This is a genomic window from Streptomyces sp. DSM 40750 (assembly GCF_024612035.1).
Taxonomy (GTDB): domain Bacteria; phylum Actinomycetota; class Actinomycetes; order Streptomycetales; family Streptomycetaceae; genus Streptomyces.
In genome coordinates this window covers 6,617,867-6,639,447 of sequence record NZ_CP102513.1, presented here as the reverse complement: position 1 = coordinate 6,639,447, position 21,581 = coordinate 6,617,867, and the positions used below count along the sequence as shown (strand labels likewise).

22 protein-coding genes are annotated in these 21,581 nt (G+C 70.1%); 7 read left to right on the top strand and 15 right to left on the bottom strand.

The window, feature by feature from the left end:
- Positions 1 to 19: 19 nt before the first annotated feature.
- The 3 genes from tilS to dacB all read right to left on the bottom strand — a co-directional run bounded on the left by tilS (position 20) and on the right by dacB (position 4,291).
- Complete coding sequence (gene tilS, locus JIX55_RS29575; RefSeq protein WP_257566299.1) at positions 20 to 1,171, bottom strand: tRNA lysidine(34) synthetase TilS; 1,152 nt, start codon at positions 1,169 to 1,171, stop codon at positions 20 to 22.
- A gap of 191 nt (positions 1,172 to 1,362) precedes the next feature.
- On the bottom strand, positions 1,363 to 2,487 hold the full coding sequence (locus tag JIX55_RS29570) for a zinc-dependent metalloprotease (protein WP_257566298.1): 1,125 nt from the start codon (positions 2,485 to 2,487) through the stop codon (positions 1,363 to 1,365).
- Positions 2,488 to 2,641: 154 nt separating this feature from the next.
- A complete protein-coding gene (dacB, locus tag JIX55_RS29565; protein WP_257566297.1) occupies positions 2,642 to 4,291 on the bottom strand; it encodes a D-alanyl-D-alanine carboxypeptidase/D-alanyl-D-alanine endopeptidase in 1,650 nt (549 codons plus the stop codon).
- Positions 4,292 to 4,370: 79 nt separating this feature from the next.
- Between dacB and JIX55_RS29560 the strand changes: the two genes are divergently transcribed.
- Both JIX55_RS29560 and JIX55_RS29555 read left to right on the top strand, forming a co-directional pair.
- A complete protein-coding gene (locus JIX55_RS29560; RefSeq protein WP_257566296.1) occupies positions 4,371 to 4,862 on the top strand; it encodes an inorganic diphosphatase in 492 nt (163 codons plus the stop codon).
- Positions 4,863 to 5,007: 145 nt separating this feature from the next.
- A complete protein-coding gene (locus tag JIX55_RS29555) occupies positions 5,008 to 6,729 on the top strand; it encodes a threonine/serine ThrE exporter family protein (RefSeq protein ID WP_257566295.1) in 1,722 nt (573 codons plus the stop codon).
- A 196-nt stretch (positions 6,730 to 6,925) separates the two neighbouring features.
- Here the strand turns inward: JIX55_RS29555 and JIX55_RS29550 are convergent, their stop codons facing one another.
- Both JIX55_RS29550 and JIX55_RS29545 read right to left on the bottom strand, forming a co-directional pair.
- Positions 6,926 to 7,858 carry a DedA family protein gene (locus JIX55_RS29550; RefSeq protein WP_257566294.1) on the bottom strand — a complete coding sequence of 311 codons (933 nt, stop codon included), beginning with the start codon at positions 7,856 to 7,858 and terminating at the stop codon, positions 6,926 to 6,928.
- Between the two features lie 163 nt (positions 7,859 to 8,021).
- Positions 8,022 to 8,783, bottom strand: a complete 762-nt coding sequence (locus JIX55_RS29545) for a MerR family transcriptional regulator (protein WP_257566293.1) — start codon at positions 8,781 to 8,783, stop codon at positions 8,022 to 8,024.
- A gap of 378 nt (positions 8,784 to 9,161) precedes the next feature.
- Between JIX55_RS29545 and JIX55_RS29540 the strand changes: the two genes are divergently transcribed.
- Positions 9,162 to 9,506: a hypothetical protein gene (locus JIX55_RS29540; RefSeq protein ID WP_257566292.1), complete on the top strand. Its 345-nt coding sequence runs from the start codon at positions 9,162 to 9,164 to the stop codon at positions 9,504 to 9,506.
- A gap of 106 nt (positions 9,507 to 9,612) precedes the next feature.
- Here JIX55_RS29540 and JIX55_RS29535 read toward each other — a convergent pair whose 3' ends face one another.
- Positions 9,613 to 11,628, bottom strand: a complete 2,016-nt coding sequence (locus tag JIX55_RS29535; protein ID WP_257566291.1) for a PucR family transcriptional regulator — start codon at positions 11,626 to 11,628, stop codon at positions 9,613 to 9,615.
- Positions 11,629 to 11,929: 301 nt separating this feature from the next.
- On the opposite strand from JIX55_RS29535, the gene JIX55_RS29530 reads away from it, so the two are divergent.
- Positions 11,930 to 13,369 carry a glutamate decarboxylase gene (locus tag JIX55_RS29530; protein WP_257566290.1) on the top strand — a complete coding sequence of 480 codons (1,440 nt, stop codon included), beginning with the start codon at positions 11,930 to 11,932 and terminating at the stop codon, positions 13,367 to 13,369.
- 136 nt (positions 13,370 to 13,505) lie between these two features.
- Here the strand turns inward: JIX55_RS29530 and JIX55_RS29525 are convergent, their stop codons facing one another.
- From JIX55_RS29525 to JIX55_RS29505, 4 genes are all read right to left on the bottom strand, one after another.
- Positions 13,506 to 14,147 (bottom strand): PadR family transcriptional regulator, encoded by a 642-nt coding sequence (locus JIX55_RS29525; protein WP_257566289.1) that lies wholly within the window; start codon positions 14,145 to 14,147, stop codon positions 13,506 to 13,508.
- A gap of 94 nt (positions 14,148 to 14,241) precedes the next feature.
- A complete protein-coding gene (locus tag JIX55_RS29520) occupies positions 14,242 to 14,493 on the bottom strand; it encodes a type II toxin-antitoxin system RelE family toxin (protein ID WP_257566288.1) in 252 nt (83 codons plus the stop codon).
- Positions 14,494 to 14,814: 321 nt separating this feature from the next.
- Entirely contained in the window at positions 14,815 to 16,275 is a 1,461-nt protein-coding gene (locus tag JIX55_RS29510; RefSeq protein WP_257566287.1) for an aldehyde dehydrogenase family protein, read from the bottom strand.
- A gap of 101 nt (positions 16,276 to 16,376) precedes the next feature.
- Positions 16,377 to 17,213, bottom strand: coding sequence for a helix-turn-helix domain-containing protein (locus JIX55_RS29505; protein ID WP_257569513.1), 837 nt, complete (start codon positions 17,211 to 17,213; stop codon positions 16,377 to 16,379).
- 422 nt (positions 17,214 to 17,635) lie between these two features.
- Between JIX55_RS29505 and JIX55_RS29500 the strand changes: the two genes are divergently transcribed.
- A complete protein-coding gene (locus tag JIX55_RS29500; RefSeq protein WP_257566286.1) occupies positions 17,636 to 18,136 on the top strand; it encodes an ATP-binding protein in 501 nt (166 codons plus the stop codon).
- A gap of 81 nt (positions 18,137 to 18,217) precedes the next feature.
- Here the strand turns inward: JIX55_RS29500 and JIX55_RS29495 are convergent, their stop codons facing one another.
- The 5 genes from JIX55_RS29495 to rpmG all read right to left on the bottom strand — a co-directional run bounded on the left by JIX55_RS29495 (position 18,218) and on the right by rpmG (position 20,879).
- A complete protein-coding gene (locus JIX55_RS29495) occupies positions 18,218 to 18,484 on the bottom strand; it encodes a DUF397 domain-containing protein (RefSeq protein WP_257566285.1) in 267 nt (88 codons plus the stop codon).
- Positions 18,485 to 18,869: 385 nt separating this feature from the next.
- Positions 18,870 to 19,103, bottom strand: a complete 234-nt coding sequence (gene rpsR, locus JIX55_RS29490; protein ID WP_149829112.1) for a 30S ribosomal protein S18 — start codon at positions 19,101 to 19,103, stop codon at positions 18,870 to 18,872.
- A gap of 6 nt (positions 19,104 to 19,109) precedes the next feature.
- Positions 19,110 to 20,444, bottom strand: coding sequence for a CobW family GTP-binding protein (locus JIX55_RS29485; RefSeq protein WP_257566284.1), 1,335 nt, complete (start codon positions 20,442 to 20,444; stop codon positions 19,110 to 19,112).
- A 6-nt stretch (positions 20,445 to 20,450) separates the two neighbouring features.
- Positions 20,451 to 20,708, bottom strand: coding sequence for a type B 50S ribosomal protein L31 (locus JIX55_RS29480; protein WP_033524682.1), 258 nt, complete (start codon positions 20,706 to 20,708; stop codon positions 20,451 to 20,453).
- 6 nt (positions 20,709 to 20,714) lie between these two features.
- Entirely contained in the window at positions 20,715 to 20,879 is a 165-nt protein-coding gene (gene rpmG, locus JIX55_RS29475; protein ID WP_257566283.1) for a 50S ribosomal protein L33, read from the bottom strand.
- Positions 20,880 to 20,940: 61 nt separating this feature from the next.
- Between rpmG and rpmB the strand changes: the two genes are divergently transcribed.
- Entirely contained in the window at positions 20,941 to 21,177 is a 237-nt protein-coding gene (gene rpmB / locus JIX55_RS29470; protein ID WP_037702498.1) for a 50S ribosomal protein L28, read from the top strand.
- Positions 21,177 to 21,482: a 30S ribosomal protein S14 gene (gene rpsN, locus JIX55_RS29465; RefSeq protein ID WP_257566282.1), complete on the top strand. Its 306-nt coding sequence runs from the start codon at positions 21,177 to 21,179 to the stop codon at positions 21,480 to 21,482. Before rpmB ends, rpsN begins: the two co-directional genes overlap by 1 nt.
- Positions 21,483 to 21,581 lie beyond the last annotated feature (99 nt).

The following is a 21,581-nucleotide window of genomic DNA, read 5'->3' as shown; positions in this document are numbered from 1 at the left end:
GCCCCGTCGGCGTCCGGTTTCAGCCTTGTCGAATCACCAGTCTGCCACCCTGGCGCTGGGCGACGACCCGGCCGGGGAGATTGATGGCCCCCTGGCCGCGCCAGCCGGTGATCAGACGGTCGACCTCCTCGATGTGCCGGGCGAAGAGGGAACCGGCCGGTGCGCCGGCCTCGATGGCGGCGCGGCGCAGGATGCGGCGGCGTACGGCGGGCGGCAGGGCGTAGAGCTTCGCGCACTCCAGCAGGCCCGCGGCGTCACGGACGGAGGCCTCGGCCTGGCGGGCCCAGGTGTCGAGGGCGTCGGCGTCGTCCCGGGAGAGCTGGGCCGTGCGGGCGAGGGCCCCGACGACGCCCTTGCCGAGCGCCTTCTCCAGGGCGGGCAGGCCCTCGTGCCGGAGCCTGGAGCGCGTGTAGGCCGGGTCGGTGTTGTGAGGATCGTCCCAGACGGGGAGGGACTGGGCCATGCAGGCCTTGCGGGCGGTCTGGCGGTCGAGCCCGAGGAAGGGCCGGCGGTAGCGGCCGTCGGCCCCCGAGACCGCGGCCATACCGGACAGGGAGCGGATGCCGGAGCCGCGGGCGAGACCGAGCAGGACGGTTTCGGCTTGGTCGTCGCGGGTGTGGCCGAGCAGGACGGCGGTGGCACCGTGGCGCTCCAGGGCGGCGTCCAGGGCGGTGTAGCGGGCGTCGCGGGCGGCGGCCTCGGGGCCGCCGTCACGGCCGACGGTCACGGCGACGGACTCGGCCGGGTCGAGGCCGAGTTCCCTCAGGCGCAGCACGACTTCCTCGGCGCGCAGGTCGGAGCCCGGCTGCAGTCCGTGGTCGACGGTGATGCCGCCGGCCCTGATGCCGAGCTTGGGCGCCTCGAAGGCGAGGGCGGAGGCGAGCGCCATGGAGTCGGCGCCGCCGGAGCACGCCACCAGCACGAGCGGCTGCTCGTGAGTGGTGGACCCCGCGCGCGCGGACGCGCTGATCGTGGTCCCGGCGGGCATGGCCACGGGGGGTACTGCCGTGGAGGGGGCGGGCGCCGGTTGTGCGCCCGTGCCGGACGGCGCGCCGGGGGTCGCGCGGGCGGGCGCGTGAAGGGTGGTGTTCGTGTCGTGTTCGGTGAGGAGGTCGTGGAGTACGCGGCGGACCGCCAGGCGTATCGCCGCGACCGCGGGGTGGGGACCCATGTCCGGTTCCCTTCATGAAATTGTCGGGGGGTGAGCCCGAGTTCGGTCACTCAGAGTGTGTAGATGGTGACAGAACCGGGCCGTTCCCCGAGCATCGCACGCCTACCCCTCGCTCACGGTCCCTCGGACGGGTGATTGAAGGGGCGTTTGCCTGCCGTCGGCCGGATTCGTTCACCACGCTCACGCACGGCTCACGACTCCGCCTTGCGATGCACCCGCGCGACCCAGTCCGTCGGCTTGGCGATCTCCGCCTTGGTCGGCAGGGTGTTCGGGGAGGTCCACACCCGGTTGAAACCGTCCATGCCGACCTGTTCGACGACCGCCCGTACGAACCGCTCGCCGTCCTTGTACTGCCTGAGTTTGGCGTCCAGGCCCAGCAGCTTGCGCAGGGCCTGGTCCAGACGGGAGGCCCCCTTCGCGCGTCGTTGCTGGAATTTCTCGCGGATCTCGGCGACCGAGGGCACGACCGCCGGACCGACGCCGTCCATCACGTAGTCGGCGTGGCCCTCCAGGAGGGACATGACGGCGGTCAGCCGGCTGAGGATCTCGCGTTGGGCGGGGGTCTGGACCAACTCCACGATCGAGTGACCGTCGTCGCCGACCTCTCCCTCGGGCCGACCACCCGCGAGTGACTGGGCGGCCTCCCTGATGCGCTCCAGGAAGGTCGTGGGGTCGACCTCGGTCTCCCCCAGGAACGACTGGATTTCACCCTCCAGGTGGTCCCGCAGCCAGGGGACCGCCGTGAACTGCGTCCGGTGCGTCTCCTCGTGCAGGCAGACCCAGAGACGGAAGTCGTGGGGCTGTACGTCGAGTTCGCGCTCCACGTGCACGATGTTCGGCGCGACGAGCAGCAACCGGCCGCCGCCGTTCTCCCCCGCCGGGAGCTCGCGGGTCGCCGGGGCGAACGTCTCGTACTGGCCGAGGACCCGGGAGGCGAGGAACGACAGGAGCATGCCCAGCTCCACACCGGTGACCTTGCCGCCGACCGCGCCCAGTACGGCCCCGCCCGGCGTGTTGCCACGACGTTCCTGCATCTTGTCCAGCAGCGGCTTCAGCAGCTCCCGGAAGCCGGCGACGTTCGCCCGGACCCAGCCCGGGCGGTCCACCACGAGGATGGGGGTGTCGTCGCCCGTGTCGGGCAGCATCCGTGTGAAGGCGCGGACGTGCTCCTCCGACGCCTTCGCATGTCGGCGGAGCTCGGCGACGATGGCCCTGGCCTCGTCGCGGCTCACCTCGGGGCCCGGCCGCACGAGCCGGGTCGCGGTCGCCACCGCGAGATTCCAGTCGACCATCTCGGCACCACCGATACGAGTCATGTTGTCAACCGTACGTGAGCGCTGCCGCTTGGGGCAGGCCAGGAAGGTGGGAGGTGGTACCGGTCGCGCTTCGAGTGCGGGTGCGTTGTGGTTGCTCGCGCAGTTCCCCGCGCCCCTGAAAGCACGGGGCTGCGCCCCGGCTTTCCCCCGGGGGTCAGCGGCAGCCGCACGTTGCCAGGGCGGATGCCGCACCGTCCAAGGCGTTCTGGGCCGCGTCTCGGTTCGTGGTCTCCGTGGCCAGGAAGGCGAAGGACAGGAGGCGGCCGTCGGCGTCCACGACCGTGCCGGCGAGGGTGTTTACGCCAGTCAGGGTGCCGGTCTTGGCGCGTACCACGCCGGTGCCGGGTGCTTCGGTCGTGTAGCGGCTCATGAGGGTGCCGGTGAAGCCGGCCACCGGGAGGCCGGTGAGGACGGAGCGGAGTTCGGGGTGGGCGGGGGCGGCGGACTTGGCCAGGAGGGTGGTGAGGAGGGCGGGTGTCAGTTCGTTGCCTCGGCTGAGGCCGCTGCCGTCGGCGAACTCGACGCCTTCGAGGGGGAGTTCGAGTTTCTTCAGTTCCTTCTTGATGGCCGCCGCGCCGCCGTCGAAGCTCGCCTGCTCGCCCGTCGCCAGCGCGACCTGGCGGGCCAGGGCCTCGGCGATGTCGTTGTCACTGTTGGTGAGCATGCGCTCGACCAGGGTGGAGAGGGGCGGGGAGGAGACGGCCGCGAGTTCCTCGGCGTTCTTCGTGGCCTCGGCGGAGCCCTCGGTCTTCGTCTTGATGCCCCGCTCCTGCAACAGGTCCGCGAATCGCGCGGTCGCGTCCGCCGCCGGGACCTCGCTGCGTTTCGCCGTGCCGCTGGACGAGTCGTCGAGGCGGGCCTCGTCGACCATGAGAGCGGTGACGGGGGCGAGGTTGTCGTTCTCGCCGATGGAGTGCGTCACGGGGCCCTCGTAGAGGGAGGCGTCGTACGTGAGGGTGATCTCGTTCAGGTGACGCTTGTCGAGGGCGGCGGCCGTCTCGTCGGCGAGAGTGCGCAGGCTCGCGTAGCCTCCCCCAGTGTCCTTGTGGGCGGTGAGGGTGGGGTCGCCGCCGCCGACGAGGACGACCTCGGCGGAGTCGGGCTCCAGGACCGTACGGGTCTCGATGCGGTGGTCGGCGCCGGCCGCCGAGAGGGCCGCGGCGGCCGTGGCGATCTTGGTGGTGGAGGCGGGGGTCAGCGCGTCGTCGGCGTTCTGGCCGTAGAGCTGCTCGCCGGTCTCGACGTCGACGACGGCGGCCGCGCGGCGGGGGCCCAGCACGGCGGAGTTCAAAGACGGGTCGAGGGCGGCGGCCAGGGCACCGGTCTCGGGCACGGAGCCCTCGCCGGAGGCGCCGCCGAGGCCGGCGAGTACGGAGAGGGCGCTCGGCGCGGGCTTGGGCGCCCCCGCCGACGTACCGGACGACGTACCGGAATTACGTCCGTGATCTGCGCCACCCTCGCGATCGCGTGATGCCGCCCAGTCACGCTCGGCCGTACGCTGACCGGTGGAGTCCCAGGGTCCGGCGGCGGCCACCGCCCCGGCCGAGAGCACCAGCCCCAGGGTGGCCGCGCCTGCGGTGAGCTGGAGGTTCGTGAGCTTCTTCGTGTTCCTCGTGAGCTGCGAAGAGCGCGCCGTGACGGCGCTCGTGACGCGTACGACACCGGGTTTCACCGCCTGTGCGACGCGCGCGGCACCGGGTTTCACGGCGTGCGTGACGCGCGCGATCCTCGGTTTCACGGCGCGCGCGACCCGCACCACATGCGGTCTCGCGGCCCGCCAGACCTTCGGCTCAGGCACGACCACCAGCCCCTTTCGCGATCACACACCTGCGTGAGGGACACTTAACCACCAGAACTATGTGTTGATCATGGAGGAGCCACCGGTGGAGTTCGACGTCACGATCGAGATTCCGAAGGGTTCGCGGAACAAGTACGAGGTGGACCACGAGACCGGTCGGATCCGCCTGGACCGTCGACTCTTCACTTCGACCGCCTACCCGACCGACTACGGCTTCGTCGAGAACACCCTCGGCGAGGACGGCGACCCGCTGGACGCGCTGGTCATCCTGGACGAGCCGACCTTCCCGGGCTGCCTCATCAAGTGCCGTGCGATCGGTATGTTCCGGATGACGGACGAGGCCGGCGGCGACGACAAGCTGCTGTGCGTCCCGGCGACCGACCCGCGCGTGGAGCACCTGCGTGACATCCACCACGTGTCGGAGTTCGACCGCCTGGAGATCCAGCACTTCTTCGAGGTCTACAAGGACCTGGAGCCCGGCAAGTCCGTCGAGGGCGCCGACTGGGTCGGCCGTGCCGAGGCCGAGGCCGAGGTCGAGAAGTCGTACATGCGCTTCAAGGAGACGGGCGGTCACTGACCTCCCCGGCTCTCTTGCCGACTGATGTCACGAACGGGCCGCGTGCCCCCTTGAGGGGTGCGTGGCCCGTTCGCGTATCAGTGCGTGTCGGTGCGCATACTGAGGCGTACCGGAGGTGTCGTTCAGGGAGCGCGGCGGAGTGGGAGTGACGGAACCCGAGGACCTCGGACCGGAGAAGGACCGCAAACCGGTGTCGGACGAGGCGAGCAGCGCCTTCGTGCCGGTGGGCTTCACTCTGGGGATCGACGGCGATGCGTCGGTGACCTCGGAGTTCGCGATCCCGGCCGGTCTGGACGTGCCGACCGCCGGGCCGGAGTCCGAGGCGCAGACGACCTCCGAGTTCGCGCTGCCGGAGGGGCTGGCGCCGCCCGAGCCGGTCTCCGCGGAGCAGGAGGGGTCCGCGTTCAGCGTGCCGCGCACCTACAGCGCACGGCACGCGCCGGTCGCGTTCACGCCGCCCAGCGGGATTCCGGTCGTCAGTCTGACCAAGGACGTTCCCTGGCAGGACCGGATGCGCACGATGCTGCGGATGCCGGTGGCGGAGCGGCCCGCGCCGGAGTCGCCGACGCGCGTGGAGGGCGAGACGGGGCCCGCCGTGCCGCGTGTGCTCGACCTCACGCTGCGTATCGGCGAACTGCTGCTGGCGGGCGGTGAGGGCGCGGAGGACGTGGAGGCGGCGATGTTCGCCGTCTGCCGCTCCTACGGCCTCGACCGCTGCGAGCCGACCGTGACCTTCACCCAGTTGTCGGTGACCTACCAGCCGTCGCTCGTGGACGACCCGGTCACGGCGTCCCGGATCGTACGGCGCCGGGCCACCGACTACACGCGGCTCGCGGCCGTCTTCCAGTTGGTGGACGACCTCAGCGACCCGGAGAGCACGATCTCGCTGGAGGAGGCGTACCGGCGGCTCGCGGAGATACGGCGCAACCGGCACCCGTATCCCGGCTGGGCGCTGACGGTGGCGAGCGGGCTGCTCGCGGGTGCCGCGTCCGCGCTGGTCGGCGGTGGGGTCGTCGTCTTCGTCGCGGCGGCGTTGGGCGCGATGCTCGGTGACCGGCTGGCGTGGGTGTGTTCGGGGCGGGGGCTGCCGGAGTTCTACCAGTTCCTGGTGGCGGCGATGCCTCCCGCGGCGATCGGGGTGGCGCTGACGGTGGCGCATGTGGACGTGGCGGCGTCCGCCGTCATCACCGGTGGGCTCTTCGCGCTGCTGCCCGGGCGGGCGTTGGTGGCGGGCGTGCAGGACGGGCTGACCGGCTACTACATCACCGCGTCGGCCCGGTTGCTGGAGGTCATGTACCTCTTCGTGGGCATCGTGGTGGGCGTGCTGCTCGTCCTGTACTTCGGTGTGAACCTGGGCGCCCAGCTCAACCCCGACGCGGCGCTCGGCAGTGCGGAGCGGCCGCTGTGGCAGCTCGGCGCGTCGATGCTGCTGTCGTTGACCTTCGCGGTGCTGCTTCAGCAGGAACGATCCACCGTGCTGGCGGTGACCCTCAACGGGGGCGTCGCCTGGGCGGTGTACGGGGCCATGCACGATGTGGGCGACATCTCGCCGGTCGCCTCCACGGCGGTGGCGGCGGGTGTGGTGGGGCTGTTCGGGCAGTTGTTGTCGCGGTATCGGTTCGCTTCGGCGTTGCCCTATACGACCGCGGCGATCGGGCCGTTGCTGCCGGGGTCGGCCACGTATTTCGGGCTGTTGGGGTTCGCGCAGAACGATGTGGATGCGGGGTTGGTGTCGCTGACGAAGGCGGCGGCGCTGGCCATGGCCATCGCGATCGGGGTGAACCTCGGGTCCGAGCTGTTCCGGCTGTTCCTGCCGGGGGCGGCGCGGGCCGGGCGTAAGGCCGCGAAGCGGACTCGGGGGTTCTGAGCGCCGACAGCTCGGGGCCGCTGGGACGTTGGCGGCCGCTGGGACGTTGGACGGCTGCGGGTTCGTTGTGGCTGATCGCGCAGTTCCCCGCGCCCCTGAAGCACGAGCGTCAGCCCCCTGAGAACGCCAACCCCGTGCCCCAAAAAGAGCACCCGCGCCTCCAGTAAACGGGAGCGCGGGTGTTGAGTCCTGGCGGTCAGTACTGCGGGTAGTCCTGGCCCTGGTAGCCCTGCTGGTTCTGGTTCTGGGGGTTCGGGTTCTGGTTGCCCTGGGGGTACTGCTGGGCGTACGGCTGCTGTTGGGGCTGCTGGTAGCCGTAGTCCTGGTAACCCTGCTGTTGGTAGCCCTGGTTGTCGTAGGCCTGGTTGTCATAACCCTGGTTGTCGTAGGCCTGGTTCGGCTCGTAAGGCCGCTCGGGCTGGGTCGGGGGGATGCGGCGGAGCTGGGTCGTCGCGTCGTCCATGACCGGGGCGGCCGGCGGCTGCTGCTGGGACTGCGGGGGCTGGTTCTTCTTCGCCTTCCTCGCCTTGAGGAGCTCGAAGATGATCGGGAGCACCGAGATGAGGACGATGAGGATCAGCATCGCCTCGATGTTCTTGTGGACGAACTCGATCTGACCGAGCCAGGAGCCGAGGAGGGTGACGCCCGCGCCCCAGAGGATGCCGCCGACGACGTTGAAGATGAGGAACGTGCGGTACCGCATGCCGCTGACGCCGGCGATGATCGGCGTGAACGTGCGCACGATGGGCACGAAGCGGGCCAGGATCAGGGACTTCGGGCCGTGCTTCTCGAAGAACTCGTGGGCCTTGGTGACGTTCTCCTGCTTGAACAAGCGGGAGTCGGGCCGCTTGAAGAGGGAGGGGCCGACCTTCTTGCCGAACATGTAGCCCGCCTGGTCGCCCAGGATCGCGGAGACGCAGATCAGGACGATGGCCAGCCAGAGCGGGAAGTCCAGCGTCTTGGCGGTGATCAGCATGCCCGCCGTGAAGAGCAGCGAGTCACCCGGCAGGAAGAAGCCGATGAGGAGGCCGGACTCGGCGAACACGATCAGGAGCAGGCCCCAGATGCCGAACGTGTCGAGCAGGTAATTCGGATCCAGCCAGCTCGGTCCGAGGGCGATCGTCGTCACGGTTCCGGGCTCCTGGGGGTGAGAGTAAGTGAAGGCCTGTGGGTGCGGACCCACAGAAGCGGACCCATAGGGGTGACCAAAGCTATCAACGCACGGTCACCCCCCTGGGTTCCACCGGTGCCTCCAGAGTGCCCTGTGGGCGCACTGGGACCAAGCTGTGTGGTCAGGGGCGTCGGCGGGCCGCGTTCGCGGTGATCGCCTCCCGCAGATGCTCGGCGAGTCCGGGGCGCATGGCGTCGTAGAACGCCTTGAAGCGCTCGTCGGAGACGTACATCTCGCCGAGGCACTGGTGCATCTCGTACGGGCACTCGTAGTACCACGTGCCGATGTGCCGTCGATGCTCCTCGGCCATGTCCATGGCCCGCTCGCCGGTCGACGGCTCGCCCTCGGCCATCAGGGCCGTGTAACGCTCGCTCCAGTCGTTCGCCTCGGCCTGCAGGCGCTTCCAGTCCTCCTTGGTGTACGAGGCGGCGCGGCGCTGCGACTCGGCGTACGCCTCCGTGCCTCCCCAGCGCTGCTCCGCCTCCTCGGCGTACTGCTCGGGGTCCTTGTCGCCGAAGACCTCGAACCGTTCCTCGGGGGTGAGGTTGATGCCCATCCTGCGTGCCTCCATGGCGTGCTCCACGGCCGCGGCCATCTTCTGCAGCTTCTCGATCCGGGCGGTCAGCAGTTCGTGCTGGCGGCGCAGGTGCGCCCGCGGATCCGCTTCCGGGTCGTCGAGCAGGGTCGCGACCTCGTCGAGGGGGAAGCCGAGCTCCCGGTAGAACAGGATCTGCTGGAGCCGGTCGAGATCGCCGTCGCCGTAGCGGCGGTGGCCCGCGTGGGTGCGCTCGCTCGGTACGAGGAGGCCGATCTCGTCGTAGTGGTGCAGCGTGCGCACCGTGATGCCGGCGAAGCCCGCGACCTGTCCCACGGTGTGGCTCATGCTTCCGCTCCCTTTCTCGGTACGCGTTCCAGGCTGGGTCCTCACGTCACGTGAGGTGCAAGTGCATTTCCCCAAGGCGTCGTCTTCGCGAAACGCACTGCCCATGCGTCACACGCGTCTCACTGTGCACAACGCAAAGCCGCGTCGCGCAGACCGTGCATGTGTGCAATGGCCTGCTCCCCGGCGGTCTTCCTACGCTGAGCGCACTTCAGCCGGAGCGGTCCCGTCGGACGGTCCGGATGATGTCGGCCACTGCTCGGTTCGGTGTGTCCGTGGACGAAACGCGTGGCCCGTCACGGGGGTGCGGGCCAGGCGTTTCGTCGACGGGCGGGACAGGGTCGCCTCTTCCGACCCGGTACCCCCAGCAGAGGAACTTCCTTGACCCAGACGAACGTCGAGGGCGTCTCGTTCGCCAGCATCAGCGCCGCTCTGGAGGGGGTGGACCGCTCGCGGCTGACGCTCGTGCCCCTCTTCACGGGAGACGGCGGCGTCTTCACCGCCCACCTCGTCGTGTGGCCGCCGAACTCGGGGAGCCAGGCATGTCTGCACGAGGACTTCGCCGAGGCCGCCCACATCGTCGCGGGCAGCATCGTCGACGAGGACGGCACGGAGCACCGGGCGGGCGAGCTGTGGCTGCGCCCGGCGCACCATGTGCACCACCCGCGCTCCGGCGCCGAGGGCGCACAACTCGTGCTGTGGCGGGTGAACGTACCGGCCCCGTGAGGGCGACGGCTCGCCGAGCCGTGGTGCCACCCGCTGGATCGCGGGACCACCCGAGCGGCTCGCGCACGTGTTGGGGCACGTGCGCGGGCTCGGTCCGTGGCGGGCGTCAGCGGCGGGTCGGCTGGCGCAGGGCCGGGCGGCCCAGCAGGACGTGCAGGGCGAGGGCGATGTCCGCCACGGTGACCACGTCGGTGTCGGTGATGCCGACCATCCTCGTGGAGAAGTCCATGCCGAGAAGCGTGGCCGCGTCCCGGGTGTGGTTGCGGACGGTGGCCTCGGACAGGCCGCGGACGCGGGCCGTCTCCTTGGTGCTGAGGTTGTTCTCCAGCCAGACGCAGAGGGTCTCGACGAGATCCCGCTGGTCGGCCCGTACGGCTCGCAGCCGCTCCTCCGCCCAGGCCTTGGGCCCGCCGTCCGCGGCTCCGGCCGCCATCAGCTCGGCGAAGTCGGGTGCGTCGGTGTGGTCGGGCGCTTCTCTGTGGTCGGGCGCTTCGGTGTGGTCGGGCGCTTCGGCGGGCGTGTGCGGCAAGGCGAGGATGTCGAGGGCCAGCAGCACCAGGATGCGGTCGTTGGCCGAGCCTCGGAGGTCGAGGGAGAGGATCTTCCCCGCTCGGTTCAGACGCTGGGTGACCGTGTTCCGGTGGACGCCGAGGCCGCCGGCGGCTTCGGTGTGCTTGAAGCTCAGTGCGGTCGGGAGGGTTTCGAGGAGCAGCTTCTGCTCGTCGCCCCGGCCGGGGAAGGCATCGAGCAGCGGGGCCATGAGGTCGGCGGCCCAGGCCCTGGCCTCCCGCCTGGGGAGCAGCGGGGCGAACTTGGCCTTGGAGCCGCCCAGACTGATGCGGTGCGGGGTCCCGGCCGCGTCGCCCACCGCCGTCAGCGCCTCCAGGTAGCCGACCGCGGTCTCGGCGAGCGGGTGCAGTCGGCTCTGGCCCATCAGATGGCCCTGGCGGGCCGCGATCATGTCCTTGAGGACCGACTCGACCCGGTCGCTCTCGCGGACGGGGTCGAGGATGAGGATGTGCTTCGGCTTGCCCGGGCAGGCGGACACGATGGCCTGGTCCGCCAGGGCCCGCTCGCACCAGCTCAGGGTGGCCTCGCGCTCCTGCGGGCCTGTGTCGACCACGTAGACCCGGGCGCTGTCCGTGTCCAGCAGGGCCTGCGCGGCGCCCGTGTAGACCACCTGCGCCAGAACCGTTTCTCCCCGCATGAGCAGCTGGAACGCGGCATGCCGTACGGCCCGTGGCGTCTCCACCTTGGTCTGGTGCTCCCGGCGGGCCTGGTCGCACAGCCCCAGGAGCTTCGCCGCGTGCTGGATGAGGGCCGTGCCCGCGCTGTCGAAGGGGTTGTGGGAGGCGATGGCCAGGCGGGCCTCGTCCTCGCTGCCGGGAGGCCCCGGGGATATCGAGACGATCCGGGTGTGCATGGCGCCGCCGGGGGCGAGCGCGCCCCCGTCCGGCCGAGCCGACGTCGACGCGCCGGCCGCGGCCTCGTGGGCCCCGGTGATCACGGCGTGCGCCAGACCGGCCGGCGCGCTGTCCGGCGCGGCCGCGAGCACACCGCGCTGGGCCGAGGAAACGAGGACCTCGGCGTCCAGGGCCACGGAGAGCCAGTCGGCGATGCGCCGTACGGCGGTGGGGTCGGCGAGCCGGGCCGGCAGCCGGTTGAGGAGACCGTCGAGGTGCTCGACCTGGCGCTCCGCGAACTCGGCGCGCCGCAGCCGCAGATCCTCGTTGACGTGGTCCCAGGCGGCGGTCTCGGCGGAGGTCGCCAGCAGCGGCAGCTCCAGACGGTTCGCGGCTGCGAGGGTGGCCTCGGGGACGGCCCGGAGGTCGTGGCCGGGGGTGTTGAGCACCAGCCCGGCCGCCTTGCGCCGGCCCAGGAGAGGGATCACGTGGTCGAGGGCCTGGACGGCGGCCCGTGACGGCTGGGGGGTGTCCAGGGTGACCAGGAACAGCGTCCCACTCTCGGACGAGGAGCCGGTGAGCATGCGGGACAGCTCGGTCACCGGCCGGACGACGACCTCGGTGACCCTGGTCGCGCCGTAGCGGGACGCGTGCCCGGGCTGCAGGAACCGCAGCCGCAGCGGGGGCCGCTCATTGATCAAATAGTCAAGGGTGGGCAACTCGGCCGTCCCTCCCTGCTCAACGCATATGGATCCGCAGGACGCTCAACTCCGCCTGCTGTGTTTGCTTTTGTCACGTGTGCGGCGTGGCGGCGTCAGCCTAATGGACACAGGCGACGGGCAGCACATCACCCTCACACACCACCCGCACTCCTTACGTACGGCCCCCTCACGTCCGTCTCCGGCCGCGGCGGGACGAGCGCGGCGGCGGCTCGGCCTCCCCTCCCCGTACGCCCCTTCGGACCAGGTCATCACGCCGCGTGGGGTGCGCGTCCTCCCCGCCGGACCTACCGTCGAAGGCATGCCACTGCACCGATGGGACAGCGACGCCCCGCAGGACGACGGGCACAACCGGAACGACCGGCACCGGCTCGCCGTGAACCCCTTCTACGACCAGGCCAACCCGGTCGGCGGCATGACCGAGGCGCCACCCAAGCACCGGCTCCCGGACGCCCCGCTGGCCCCCTCGACGGCGTATCAGCTCGTCCACGACGAACTCATGCTGGACGGCAACTCACGGCTGAACCTCGCCACCTTCGTCACCACCTGGATGGAGCCGGAGGCCGGTGTCCTGATGGGTGAGTGCCGGGACAAGAACATGATCGACAAGGACGAGTACCCCCGCACGGCCGAGTTGGAGCGGCGCTGCGTGGCGATGCTCGCCGATCTGTGGAACGCCCCCGACCCGGCGGCCGCCGTCGGCTGCTCGACCACCGGGTCCAGCGAGGCCTGCATGCTCGCCGGGATGGCCCTCAAACGGCGGTGGGCCAAGCGGAACGCCGACCGGTATCCCTCGGCGGACGCCCGGCCCAACCTCGTCATGGGGGTCAACGTCCAGGTCTGCTGGGACAAGTTCTGCGCCTTCTGGGAGGTGGAGGCCCGGCAGGTGCCCATGGAGGGCGACCGGTTCCATCTCGATCCGGCGGCCGCGGCAGCGCTCTGCGACGAGAACACCATCGGGGTCGTGGGCGTCCTCGGTTCCACCTTCGACGGGTCGTACGAGCCGATCGCCGAGTTGTGCGCGGCGCTCGACGAGCTACAGGAGCGCACCGGGCTCGACGTGCCCGTGCATGTGGACGGCGCGTCCGGGGCCATGGTCGCGCCCTTCCTCGACGAGGATCTGGTGTGGGACTTCCGGCTGCCTCGCGTGGCGTCGATCAACACCTCCGGGCACAAGTACGGGCTGGTGTACCCGGGGGTCGGCTGGGCGTTGTGGCGGTCCGCCGCGGAGTTGCCGGAGGAGCTGGTGTTCCGGGTCAACTACCTGGGCGGCGACATGCCCACGTTCGCGCTGAACTTCTCCCGGCCGGGGGCGCAGGTCGTCGCGCAGTACTACACCTTTCTGCGGCTCGGGCGTGACGGGTATCGGGCCGTGCAGCGGTCCACGCGGGATGTCGCGCTGGGGCTCGCGGAAGAGATCGGCAAGTTCGGGGACTTCCGGCTGCTCACCCGGGGGGATCAGTTGCCGGTGTTCGCCTTCACCACGGTGGAGGATGTCACCGCGTACAACGTGTTCGACGTGGCGCGGCGGCTGCGGGAGAAGGGGTGGCTGGTGCCCGCGTACACCTTCCCGGAGAACCGTCAGGATCTGTCCGTGCTGCGGGTGGTGTGCCGGAACGGGTTCTCCTCCGACCTCGCGGGGATGTTCCTGGAGGACCTTGGACGGCTGTTGCCCGAACTACGGCGGCAGACGGGGCCGTTGACGCGGGACACAGGGGTGGGTACCGGGTTTCACCACTAGGGGTGGCCGGGGCGCGTGGGAGCTCGGGTGGCTGGGGTTGTCGGGCGGGGTGCGGGTGCGCGGGGGCTGGTCGCGCGGTTCCCCGCGCCCCTGGAAAGCAGGGGCTGCGCCCCGTGTTTTTCGGCCCGCGGGGTGCCTAGCGGTCGTCCCCGGGATGCCGCTCGCCCGTCGCGTACGGGTTCTTCTGGCCCTCCATCAGGACGCCGACGAACGGGTCGCCCTCCCCCGCGAAGGTGTAGGCGCCGCCGCGGATGCGTTCGATGAGGCCGCGGGTCCACTCGGCGCCGGTGTCGGCCGAGTGGATCCAGAAGTTCATGATCTCGCCGATGTGGCCGAGCTGGCCGGGGCCTTCCTCGGGCGTGTAGTACTCGGTGACGGCCCTGCGCCACTTCTCGATGGTCCGCACCCGCTCCTCCAGGAGCCCGAGCACCTCCTCACGGCCGAGGTCGACCATGCTGCCCAGCCCGGCGGAGAGCACGTCCGGCTTCTGGTCGTAGGCGGTGAGGGACTCGCGCACCAGCCTGAGGTACTCCTCCGTGCCCTTCTCCGTGATCTCGTACTCGGTGCGAGGGGGCCCGCCGGCGGTGGAGGGGGCGACCTCGTGCGCGAGCAGCAGCCCCTGTTTCGCCATCTGCTTCAGGGCGTGGTAGATCGAGCCGGGCTTGGCGTTGGACCACTCGTGCGCGCCCCAGTACTCCAGGTCGTTGCGCACCTGGTAGCCGTGGGCCCGCCCGTGCTGGCGCACGGCGCCGAGCACGAGAAGACGGATCGCTGACATGGGCCCAGCGTAGAACCCGCGCGGACCGCCCCCGGCTCACCCCTGTCCGTTCGCCACCGGCTCGAACGCCGTCCCGCCAGGGCACACGGCCGGATCACGCAGCCGTGCGGCCGACGTGCTCGATGTGGGGCGTGCGCGTCTGTGAATCGACGCGGTACAAGATGCGCCAGGAGCCATGGTGCAGGCGCCGGTGCTCCGCACCCCAGGCAGGCGAACCCTCGGGGCGCTCGTCCTGGGCGAGCTGGTCAGTAGCTCGCAGGAGCGTGTCGACACCGTTGGGATCGTCCTTGAGGTGACCGGCGGCCGAGTTGAGAGCCGCCGGTTCCCACAACACCTGCCAGGTCACTCGCTCCTCCCCGCCGCTTCAAGCAGCGCGCGGCGGGCCTCGTCATGCGGTACCGGGGTCTCGGCGCGGCCGAGAGCGCGGTCACGCTCCAGTCGGGCGAGGGCGAGAGCGTCCTCAAGGTCCTCCAGCTCGGCCGGAGAGATGAGGACAGCGGCCGGAACGCCGCTGATCAGTCAGGGTGATGTGCTCGTGCTGGGCGGCCCGGCGGGCGAGTTCCCCGAGCTTGCCCCGCGCCTCCGCGATGGGATACGTAGCAGACATGCACCTACTGCGCACCTAGATGCATGTCTGCCCACCCGTACCGCCCCGAACGCGCGGCCCTCAGAACGGGAAGAAGCTCCGCTTGTGCTGGACCGAGATCCACTTCTGGGTGGTGAAGGCGTCCACCGTCGTCTCGCCGTTGAGGCGGCCGATGCCGGAGTGCTTCTCGCCGCCGAAGGGGACGAGGGGCTCGTCGTGGACGGTGCCGTCGTTGACGTGGAACATGCCGGTGTCGATCTGCTTGGCGAAGTTCACGCCCCGCTCGATGTCGCCGGTGTGGACGGCGCCGCTGAGGCCGTACGGGGTGTCGTTGACGATGCGGACGGCCTCCTCCTCACCGTCGAAGGGGATGAGGAAGGCCACGGGTCCGAAGACCTCCTGCCGGAGGAGGGCGGAGTCGGCGGGGACGTCGGTGAGGACGGACGGCTCGACCAGGTTGTCGGTCGTGGTGCCGTGGACCAGCGCCGTGGCGCCCTCGGCGAGGGCCTGCTCGACGACGGACGAAAGGGCGTCCGCCTGGGAGGAGTTGATGACCGGGCCGATGACGGTCTGCGGGTCGCTCGGGTCGCCGACCTTCAGGGACTTCACCTTGGTCACGAACTTCTCGGTGAACTCGGCCTGGATCGAGCGGTCGACCAGGACGCGGTTGGCGGCCATGCAGACCTGGCCCTGGTGGACGTAGCGCGAGAAGACGGCCGCGTCGACGGCGTAGTCGATGTCCGCGTCGTCCAGGACCACCAGCGCGCTGTTGCCGCCCAGTTCGAGGATCGTGCGCTTGAAGTTCTGGGCGGCGACGGTGGCGACATGGCGGCCGACCTTGTCGGAGCCGGTGAAGGAGATGAGCTTGGGGATCGGGTGCTCGATGAAGGCGTCACCGATCTCGGCGATGTCGGTGACGACGACGTTGAGCAGACCGCCGGGCAGGCCCGCCTCCTCGAAGATCTTCGCGACCAGCGTGCCACCGGCGATCGGGGTGTTCTGGTGCGGCTTCAGCACCACGCCGTTGCCGAGAGCGAGGGCCGGGGCGACCGACTTGAGGGAGAGCAGGAACGGGAAGTTGAAGGGGCTGATGACACCCACGACGCCGACCGGCACCCGGTAGAGGCGGTTCTCCTTGCCGTCGATCGGCGACGGAATGATGCGGCCCTCGGGGCGCAGCGCCAGCTGAATCGATTCGCGCAGGAACTCCTTGGCAAGATGCAGCTCGAACCCGGCCTTCAGGTGCGTACCGCCGAGCTCGGCGATGATCACCTCGGTGATCTCCGGCTCACGCTCCTCGATGACCTTGAGGGCCTTCTCGAAGACCGCGCGACGCGCATAGGCGTTGACCTCGGCCCATTCCCTCTGGGCCGCCTGGGCGGCCCGGTAGGCCTCGTCCACCTCGTCGACCGTGGCTATCGTGATCGACGCGAGCTTCGCGTCGTCGTACGGGTTGAAGTCGATGATGTCCCAGGAGCCTGTGCCCGGGCGCCACTCGCCGCCGATGTACTGCTGGGCCAGGTCGGTGAAGTAGGACGACATGTGATCCTCAATCAGTCGGCATCGATCAAGATTGATCACCCGTCATCGTACTGGTGGGTAAAGGGAGTTGGAGAGTTACTCGGGAGACTCTGTGAAGAGTCTCAGGAAAGCTGCAGCAGCCCCCGCAGCAGGTCCCGGCTCTCGGCCGGGGACGGGCTGTCGTCCTGGAGCTGCTTGATCGCCCGCTCGTACTGGGCGATGTCCTCACCCTTGTCCAAGTAGAGGGCGCTGGTGAGCTGTTCGAGGTAGACGACGTCGGTGAGGTCGGACTCGGGGAAGCTCAGCACGGTGAACGCGCCGCTCTCGCCGGAGTGGCCGCCGAAACTGAACGGCATGACCTGGAGCACCACGTTCGGCCGCTCCGAGATCTCGATCAGATGCTGGAGCTGACCCCGCATCACTTCCCGGTCGCCGTACGGCCGACGCAGCGCGGCCTCGTCGAGGACGCAGTGGAACTCGGGGGCGCTCTCGGACACCAGGTACTTCTGGCGCTCCATGCGCAGGGCCACCCGCTTGTCGATCTCGGCCTCGCTCGCGCCCTTCATGCCCCGGGCGACGACCGCGTGGGCGTACGCCTCGGTCTGCAACAGACCGTGCACGAACTGGACTTCATAGCTGCGGATGAGGTGGGCCGCGGCTTCGAGGCCGACGTAGGTGGGGAACCAGCTGGGCAGGACGTCCGAGTAGCTGTGCCACCAGCCGGCGACGTTGGCTTCCTTCGCCAGGGAGAGCAGCGAGGTGCGCTCGGTCTCGTCCGTGACTCCGTAGAGGGTCAACAGGTCCTCCACGTCACGGGACTTGAAGCTGACCCGGCCGAGTTCCATGCGACTGATCTTCGACTCGGAGGAGCGGATCGAGTACCCGGCCTTCTCCCGGGTGATCCCCTGCGACTCGCGCAGCCGCCTGAGATGCGAGCCCAGCAGCATCCGCCTCACCACCGACCCGCTCGATTCACCGGCACCCACGTTCGTCCAGCCTCCCCAACTTCTTCAAGGGCCGCAGTCTGCCACTAAACCACTCCGATCCGCACTCGCCCGGTTACAGAAATGGAAAGTCTTCAACATCTGAGACGGATGAGGTGAGGGAGGAAAGAAGGGAGTGTGGCGGAGACGCGCGGCGAAAAGCACCCCGGGGACACGGGAAATGGCCGGGAAGTCGTCAGGCGGTGGCCACCATGCGGGAGTAGGGCCACAGAAGAAATGTTGAGTAAGCGGTATGGGAAGGTCCATTTCGGGCGCGTGCACGTGCATCTGCCCTTGCATCTGCTCTGCGCATCAGAAACCATGGTCCCGCGCCACCGCTGCATCGCATCGACCGCGAACACCCGGGAGTGCCTCGCATGGGGACGAATGGATCGACCATGCTCGAACCCTTACGGCAGGGACTTCCGCCACTTGATCCCGCGACCGTGTCCAACGCCGCGTCCTGTGCGCTGCCGCCCCGCTACGAAGCGGTGCGCGAGGCGAGGCAGTTCACCCGGGGCACGCTCGACCAGTGGCAGCTGGGCGACCGCTTCGACGACGTCTGTCTCGTGGTGTCGGAACTCGTCACCAACGCCCTGCGGCACGGCCTGCCCACGGGCAACGGGCTGCGTCCGGCCCAGGACCCGCCCGTACGGCTGCACTTGATGCGCTGGACCGAGCGGCTGGTCTGCGCGGTGCGCGACCCCAGTCACGACAGTCCGGTCGCCGGCGACTCCGACGACTTCTCTGCGGAGTCGGGGCGCGGGCTGTTCCTGGTCGACTCGTTCGCGGACAGCTGGGGCTGGCATCCGCTCGCCGGCGCGCTCAGCGGCAAGGTGGTGTGGGCACTGTTCCAGGTGTCGACGGCGCCGGGCGATCCGGCCGTGTCCGCCTACTGAAGAACCGCGGCGCTCTTCGGCGCCGCGGTTCTACGCGTGTCACTTCGCCGGGCTCACCGACTTCCCGCCGCCGAGCGGGCGTTAGCCGATCAGGTGGTCGAACTCGCCGTCCTTGATGCCCAGGAGCATCGCCTCGATCTCGGCGCGCGTGTAGACGAGCGCCGGACCGTCGGGGAAGCGGGAGTTGCGCACCGCCACCTCACCGCCGGGCAGCCGCGCGAACTCCACGCAGTTGCCCTGCGAGTTGCTGTGGCGGCTCTTCTGCCAGGCCACCGCGTGGAGCTGGGTCAGCTCCGTCGCGGCCATGCCGTTGTACACGTCATCCACGCCGTACACGTCGTGGTCCACAGGTCGCTCCCCGGGTGGTGCAGTGGTGCGCTCGGTGCGCATTGGCACTGGTGTGGCCAGTGATGCAGAGGTCAACTGCCCCGGATCATAGCTTTGTTCATGTGCTGACGCATGAGCGGATGCACCTGCGTGTGCACGAGCAGATGCACGTGCACGAGGCGTGCTCCCACGGTTACAGCACTGGAGAGACGTATCCCGGGGCGTTCCTGTTCCATCCGCGGTTCATATCGTCCTGGTTCATGTCCCCATATCCCTCCCTACGGGGTGCGGGGCCGTGCGGTTCACGCCGATGGGGCGGCCGTGCCCAGGATGGCGGGAAACGAGCGGCCCCGGGGAGGAAGGATCCTCCCCGGGGCCGGGTGGGGGTGGCGGCAGATGAGTGCCGTCAGCGCGAGGAGTACGGCAGGAGCGCCATCTCTCGGGCGTTCTTGATGGCGCGGGCGAGCTGTCGCTGCTGCTGGGCGCTGACGCGGGTGACCCGGCGGCTGCGGATCTTGCCGCGGTCGGAGATGAACCGGCGCAGCAGGTCGGTGTCCTTGTAGTCGATGTACGTGATCTTGGCCTGGTCCAGCGGATTGGGGCGGGACTTGGCGGGCTTGCGCTCCGGCTTGCGGGCCATGGTGGGTCAGACCTCCAGGAAGGTGTCGAAGGGGCGCGGCAGCCGCTCCCAGGCGGCGCGCCCGGCGGCGTACTCGGCGTCGGTGAGCAGGCAGGACTCCAGGAGCTGTTCGAGTCCGTCGCGGTCCAGGCCCGGGGAGGTGAAGACGAGGTGCTGGCAGCGGTCGCCGTGCTCCGGGTGCCAGTCGAGCGCGGCGGCGGCCCGGCGCATCGGGGGGACCATGTCCCAGGCGGCGTCCGGGAGCGAGGCGAGCCAGGGGCCGACCGACTCCACGCACAGGGCTCCGCCGGCCGCGTCCCAGTGCAGCAGGGTGTCGGGGCGCTCGGCCAGCCAGAACCTGCCGCGGCTGCGGGCCGCCGCGCAGCAGAGGTCTTCCAGTGCCGCGTAGAGCCGTTCCGGGTGGAAGGGGCGGCGGCGGTGCCAGACGAGGGTGGTGACGCCGCATTCGTCGGCGTCGGTGGGGAGGAGGGCGCAGGCCGGGTGTTGGGCGGCTGCGGCGGCGTCCACGTCGAAGCCGGCGAACGCCGCGGTGAGCAGGGCCGGGGAGCGACGTTGAGGTCGTTGTGCGTTGCCGGGTGCGGGTTCGTCGTGGTTTGTCGCGCCCCGCGGCGGAGCCGCATATTGATGCTGCCCCGCGCCCCTGAAAGCAGGGGCGGTGCCCTCGTCCGTCTCAGGACCGTGCGACGAGAACCAGTCCGACCACGCGTCCGCCGCGCTCGCCTGGCCCCCGGAGAAGCCACCCTCAATGGGAACCCTCTGGGCCGTCGGATGCAGTTGCGCCAGCAGGGCCCTGTCCTCCTCGTCGGCCTCGTCCGAGTCCAGTACGGCCAGGACGGGGGCGTATTCGAGTTGGCGGGCGAAGGTGTCGGCGACGGTGCGTTGGTCGGTGGTGGCGGCGGCGAGGCCGCGCTCGGCCAGGTCGTCGCCGTTGCCGAGGTACGGGAGGAGGAGGGCGGGGTCCACGGCCGTGATGACCGAGGTGAGGCTGAGGCCGCTGGCGGCGACCACCTCCGCCATCGCCTTCGGTTCCACCGAGTCCCAGAGTTCGACCACGGCCAGCCTGGTGAGGCCCGCGTCGGCCAGGCGCTCCAGCTCGGGGACCAGGTCCTCGCGAAGGGCGCAGCACGCGCAGTCGTTGACGAGCGGGGTCTCACCGGTGGAGATGAGGCCCGCGGCGTCCCGTACGGTCCGGACGACCTTGGCGTCCGGGCCGTCCGTGGCGGTGGAGAGGTCGTGGTGCAGCGCGACGCTGCCCGGGACCCCGGCGAGCAGCGCCTCGACGGCGGCCCGCCGGGCGTCGGCGTGCAGCCCGCCGACGATCGCGACAGACAGCTGGGTCATCGTCGGTCAGCCCCGCTTCTTCCCGGCGCCGTACCGCTTCTCGAACTTCTCCACGCGGCCCGCCGTGTCCAGCACGCGCGCGGTGCCGGTGTAGAAGGGGTGGCTCACGTTCGAGATCTCGACGTCGACCACGGGGTAGGTGTTGCCGTCCTCCCACTCGATCGTCTTCTCGCTCGTCATCGTCGAGCGGGTGAGGAACGTGTGGTTCGCGGCGCGGTCCCGGAAGACGACGGGCCCGTACGACGGATGGATGTCCTTCTTCATCGTCGGTCAGCGCTCCTCTCGGAAGTCGACGTGGCGGCGGACCATCGGGTCGAACTTGCGCAGCGTCAGCCGGTCCGGGTCGTTCCGGCGGTTCTTGCGGGTGACGTAGGTGTAGCCGGTCCCGGCCGTGGACCGGAGTTTGACGACCGGCCGGAGTTCGTTGCGTGCCATGCTGATACCTTACTGAAAATGACTACCATTAGCGACAACTGATCGAGAGAGGTGCATCACCTTGTCCGCCCACTGCATGCTGACGGGCGCCCAGCCCGGCTTCGGCAACCGCATCTCGCACTCCCACCGGCGCACGTCCCGCCGCTTCGACCCGAACATCCAGTCCAAGCGCTACTGGCTGCCGAGCGAGAACCGCCATGTGCGGCTCCGGCTGAGCACGAAGGGGATCAAGACCGTGGATGTCATCGGCGTCGAGGCCGCCGTCGCGCGGATCCGTGCCCGGGGGGTGCGGGTCTGATGGCGAAGAAGAGCAAGATCGCGAAGAACGAGAAGCGGCAGGAGATCGTCGCGCGGTACGCCGAGCGGCGGGCCGAGCTGAAGGAGATCATCCGGCGCCCGTCCTCCACGGACGCCGAACGTCTCGCCGCCCGGCGGGAGCTGGGCCGGCAGCCGCGCGACGCCAGCGCCACCCGCGTCCGCAACCGGGACCAGGTGGACGGGCGGCCGCGCGGCTACTTCCGGACGTTCGGGCTGTCCCGGGTGAGCCTGCGGGAACAGGCGCATGCCGGGTTCCTGCCGGGGGTGCGCAAGTCGTCCTGGTAGGGGCGAGGGTGGGGGCCGTGGGGCCTCGTCGTCGCGTCGTCCTCTCGGGGTCCTCACAGTTCCCGGCCATCTGTCGCCGGGCTACTGCTGGTAGCTTGC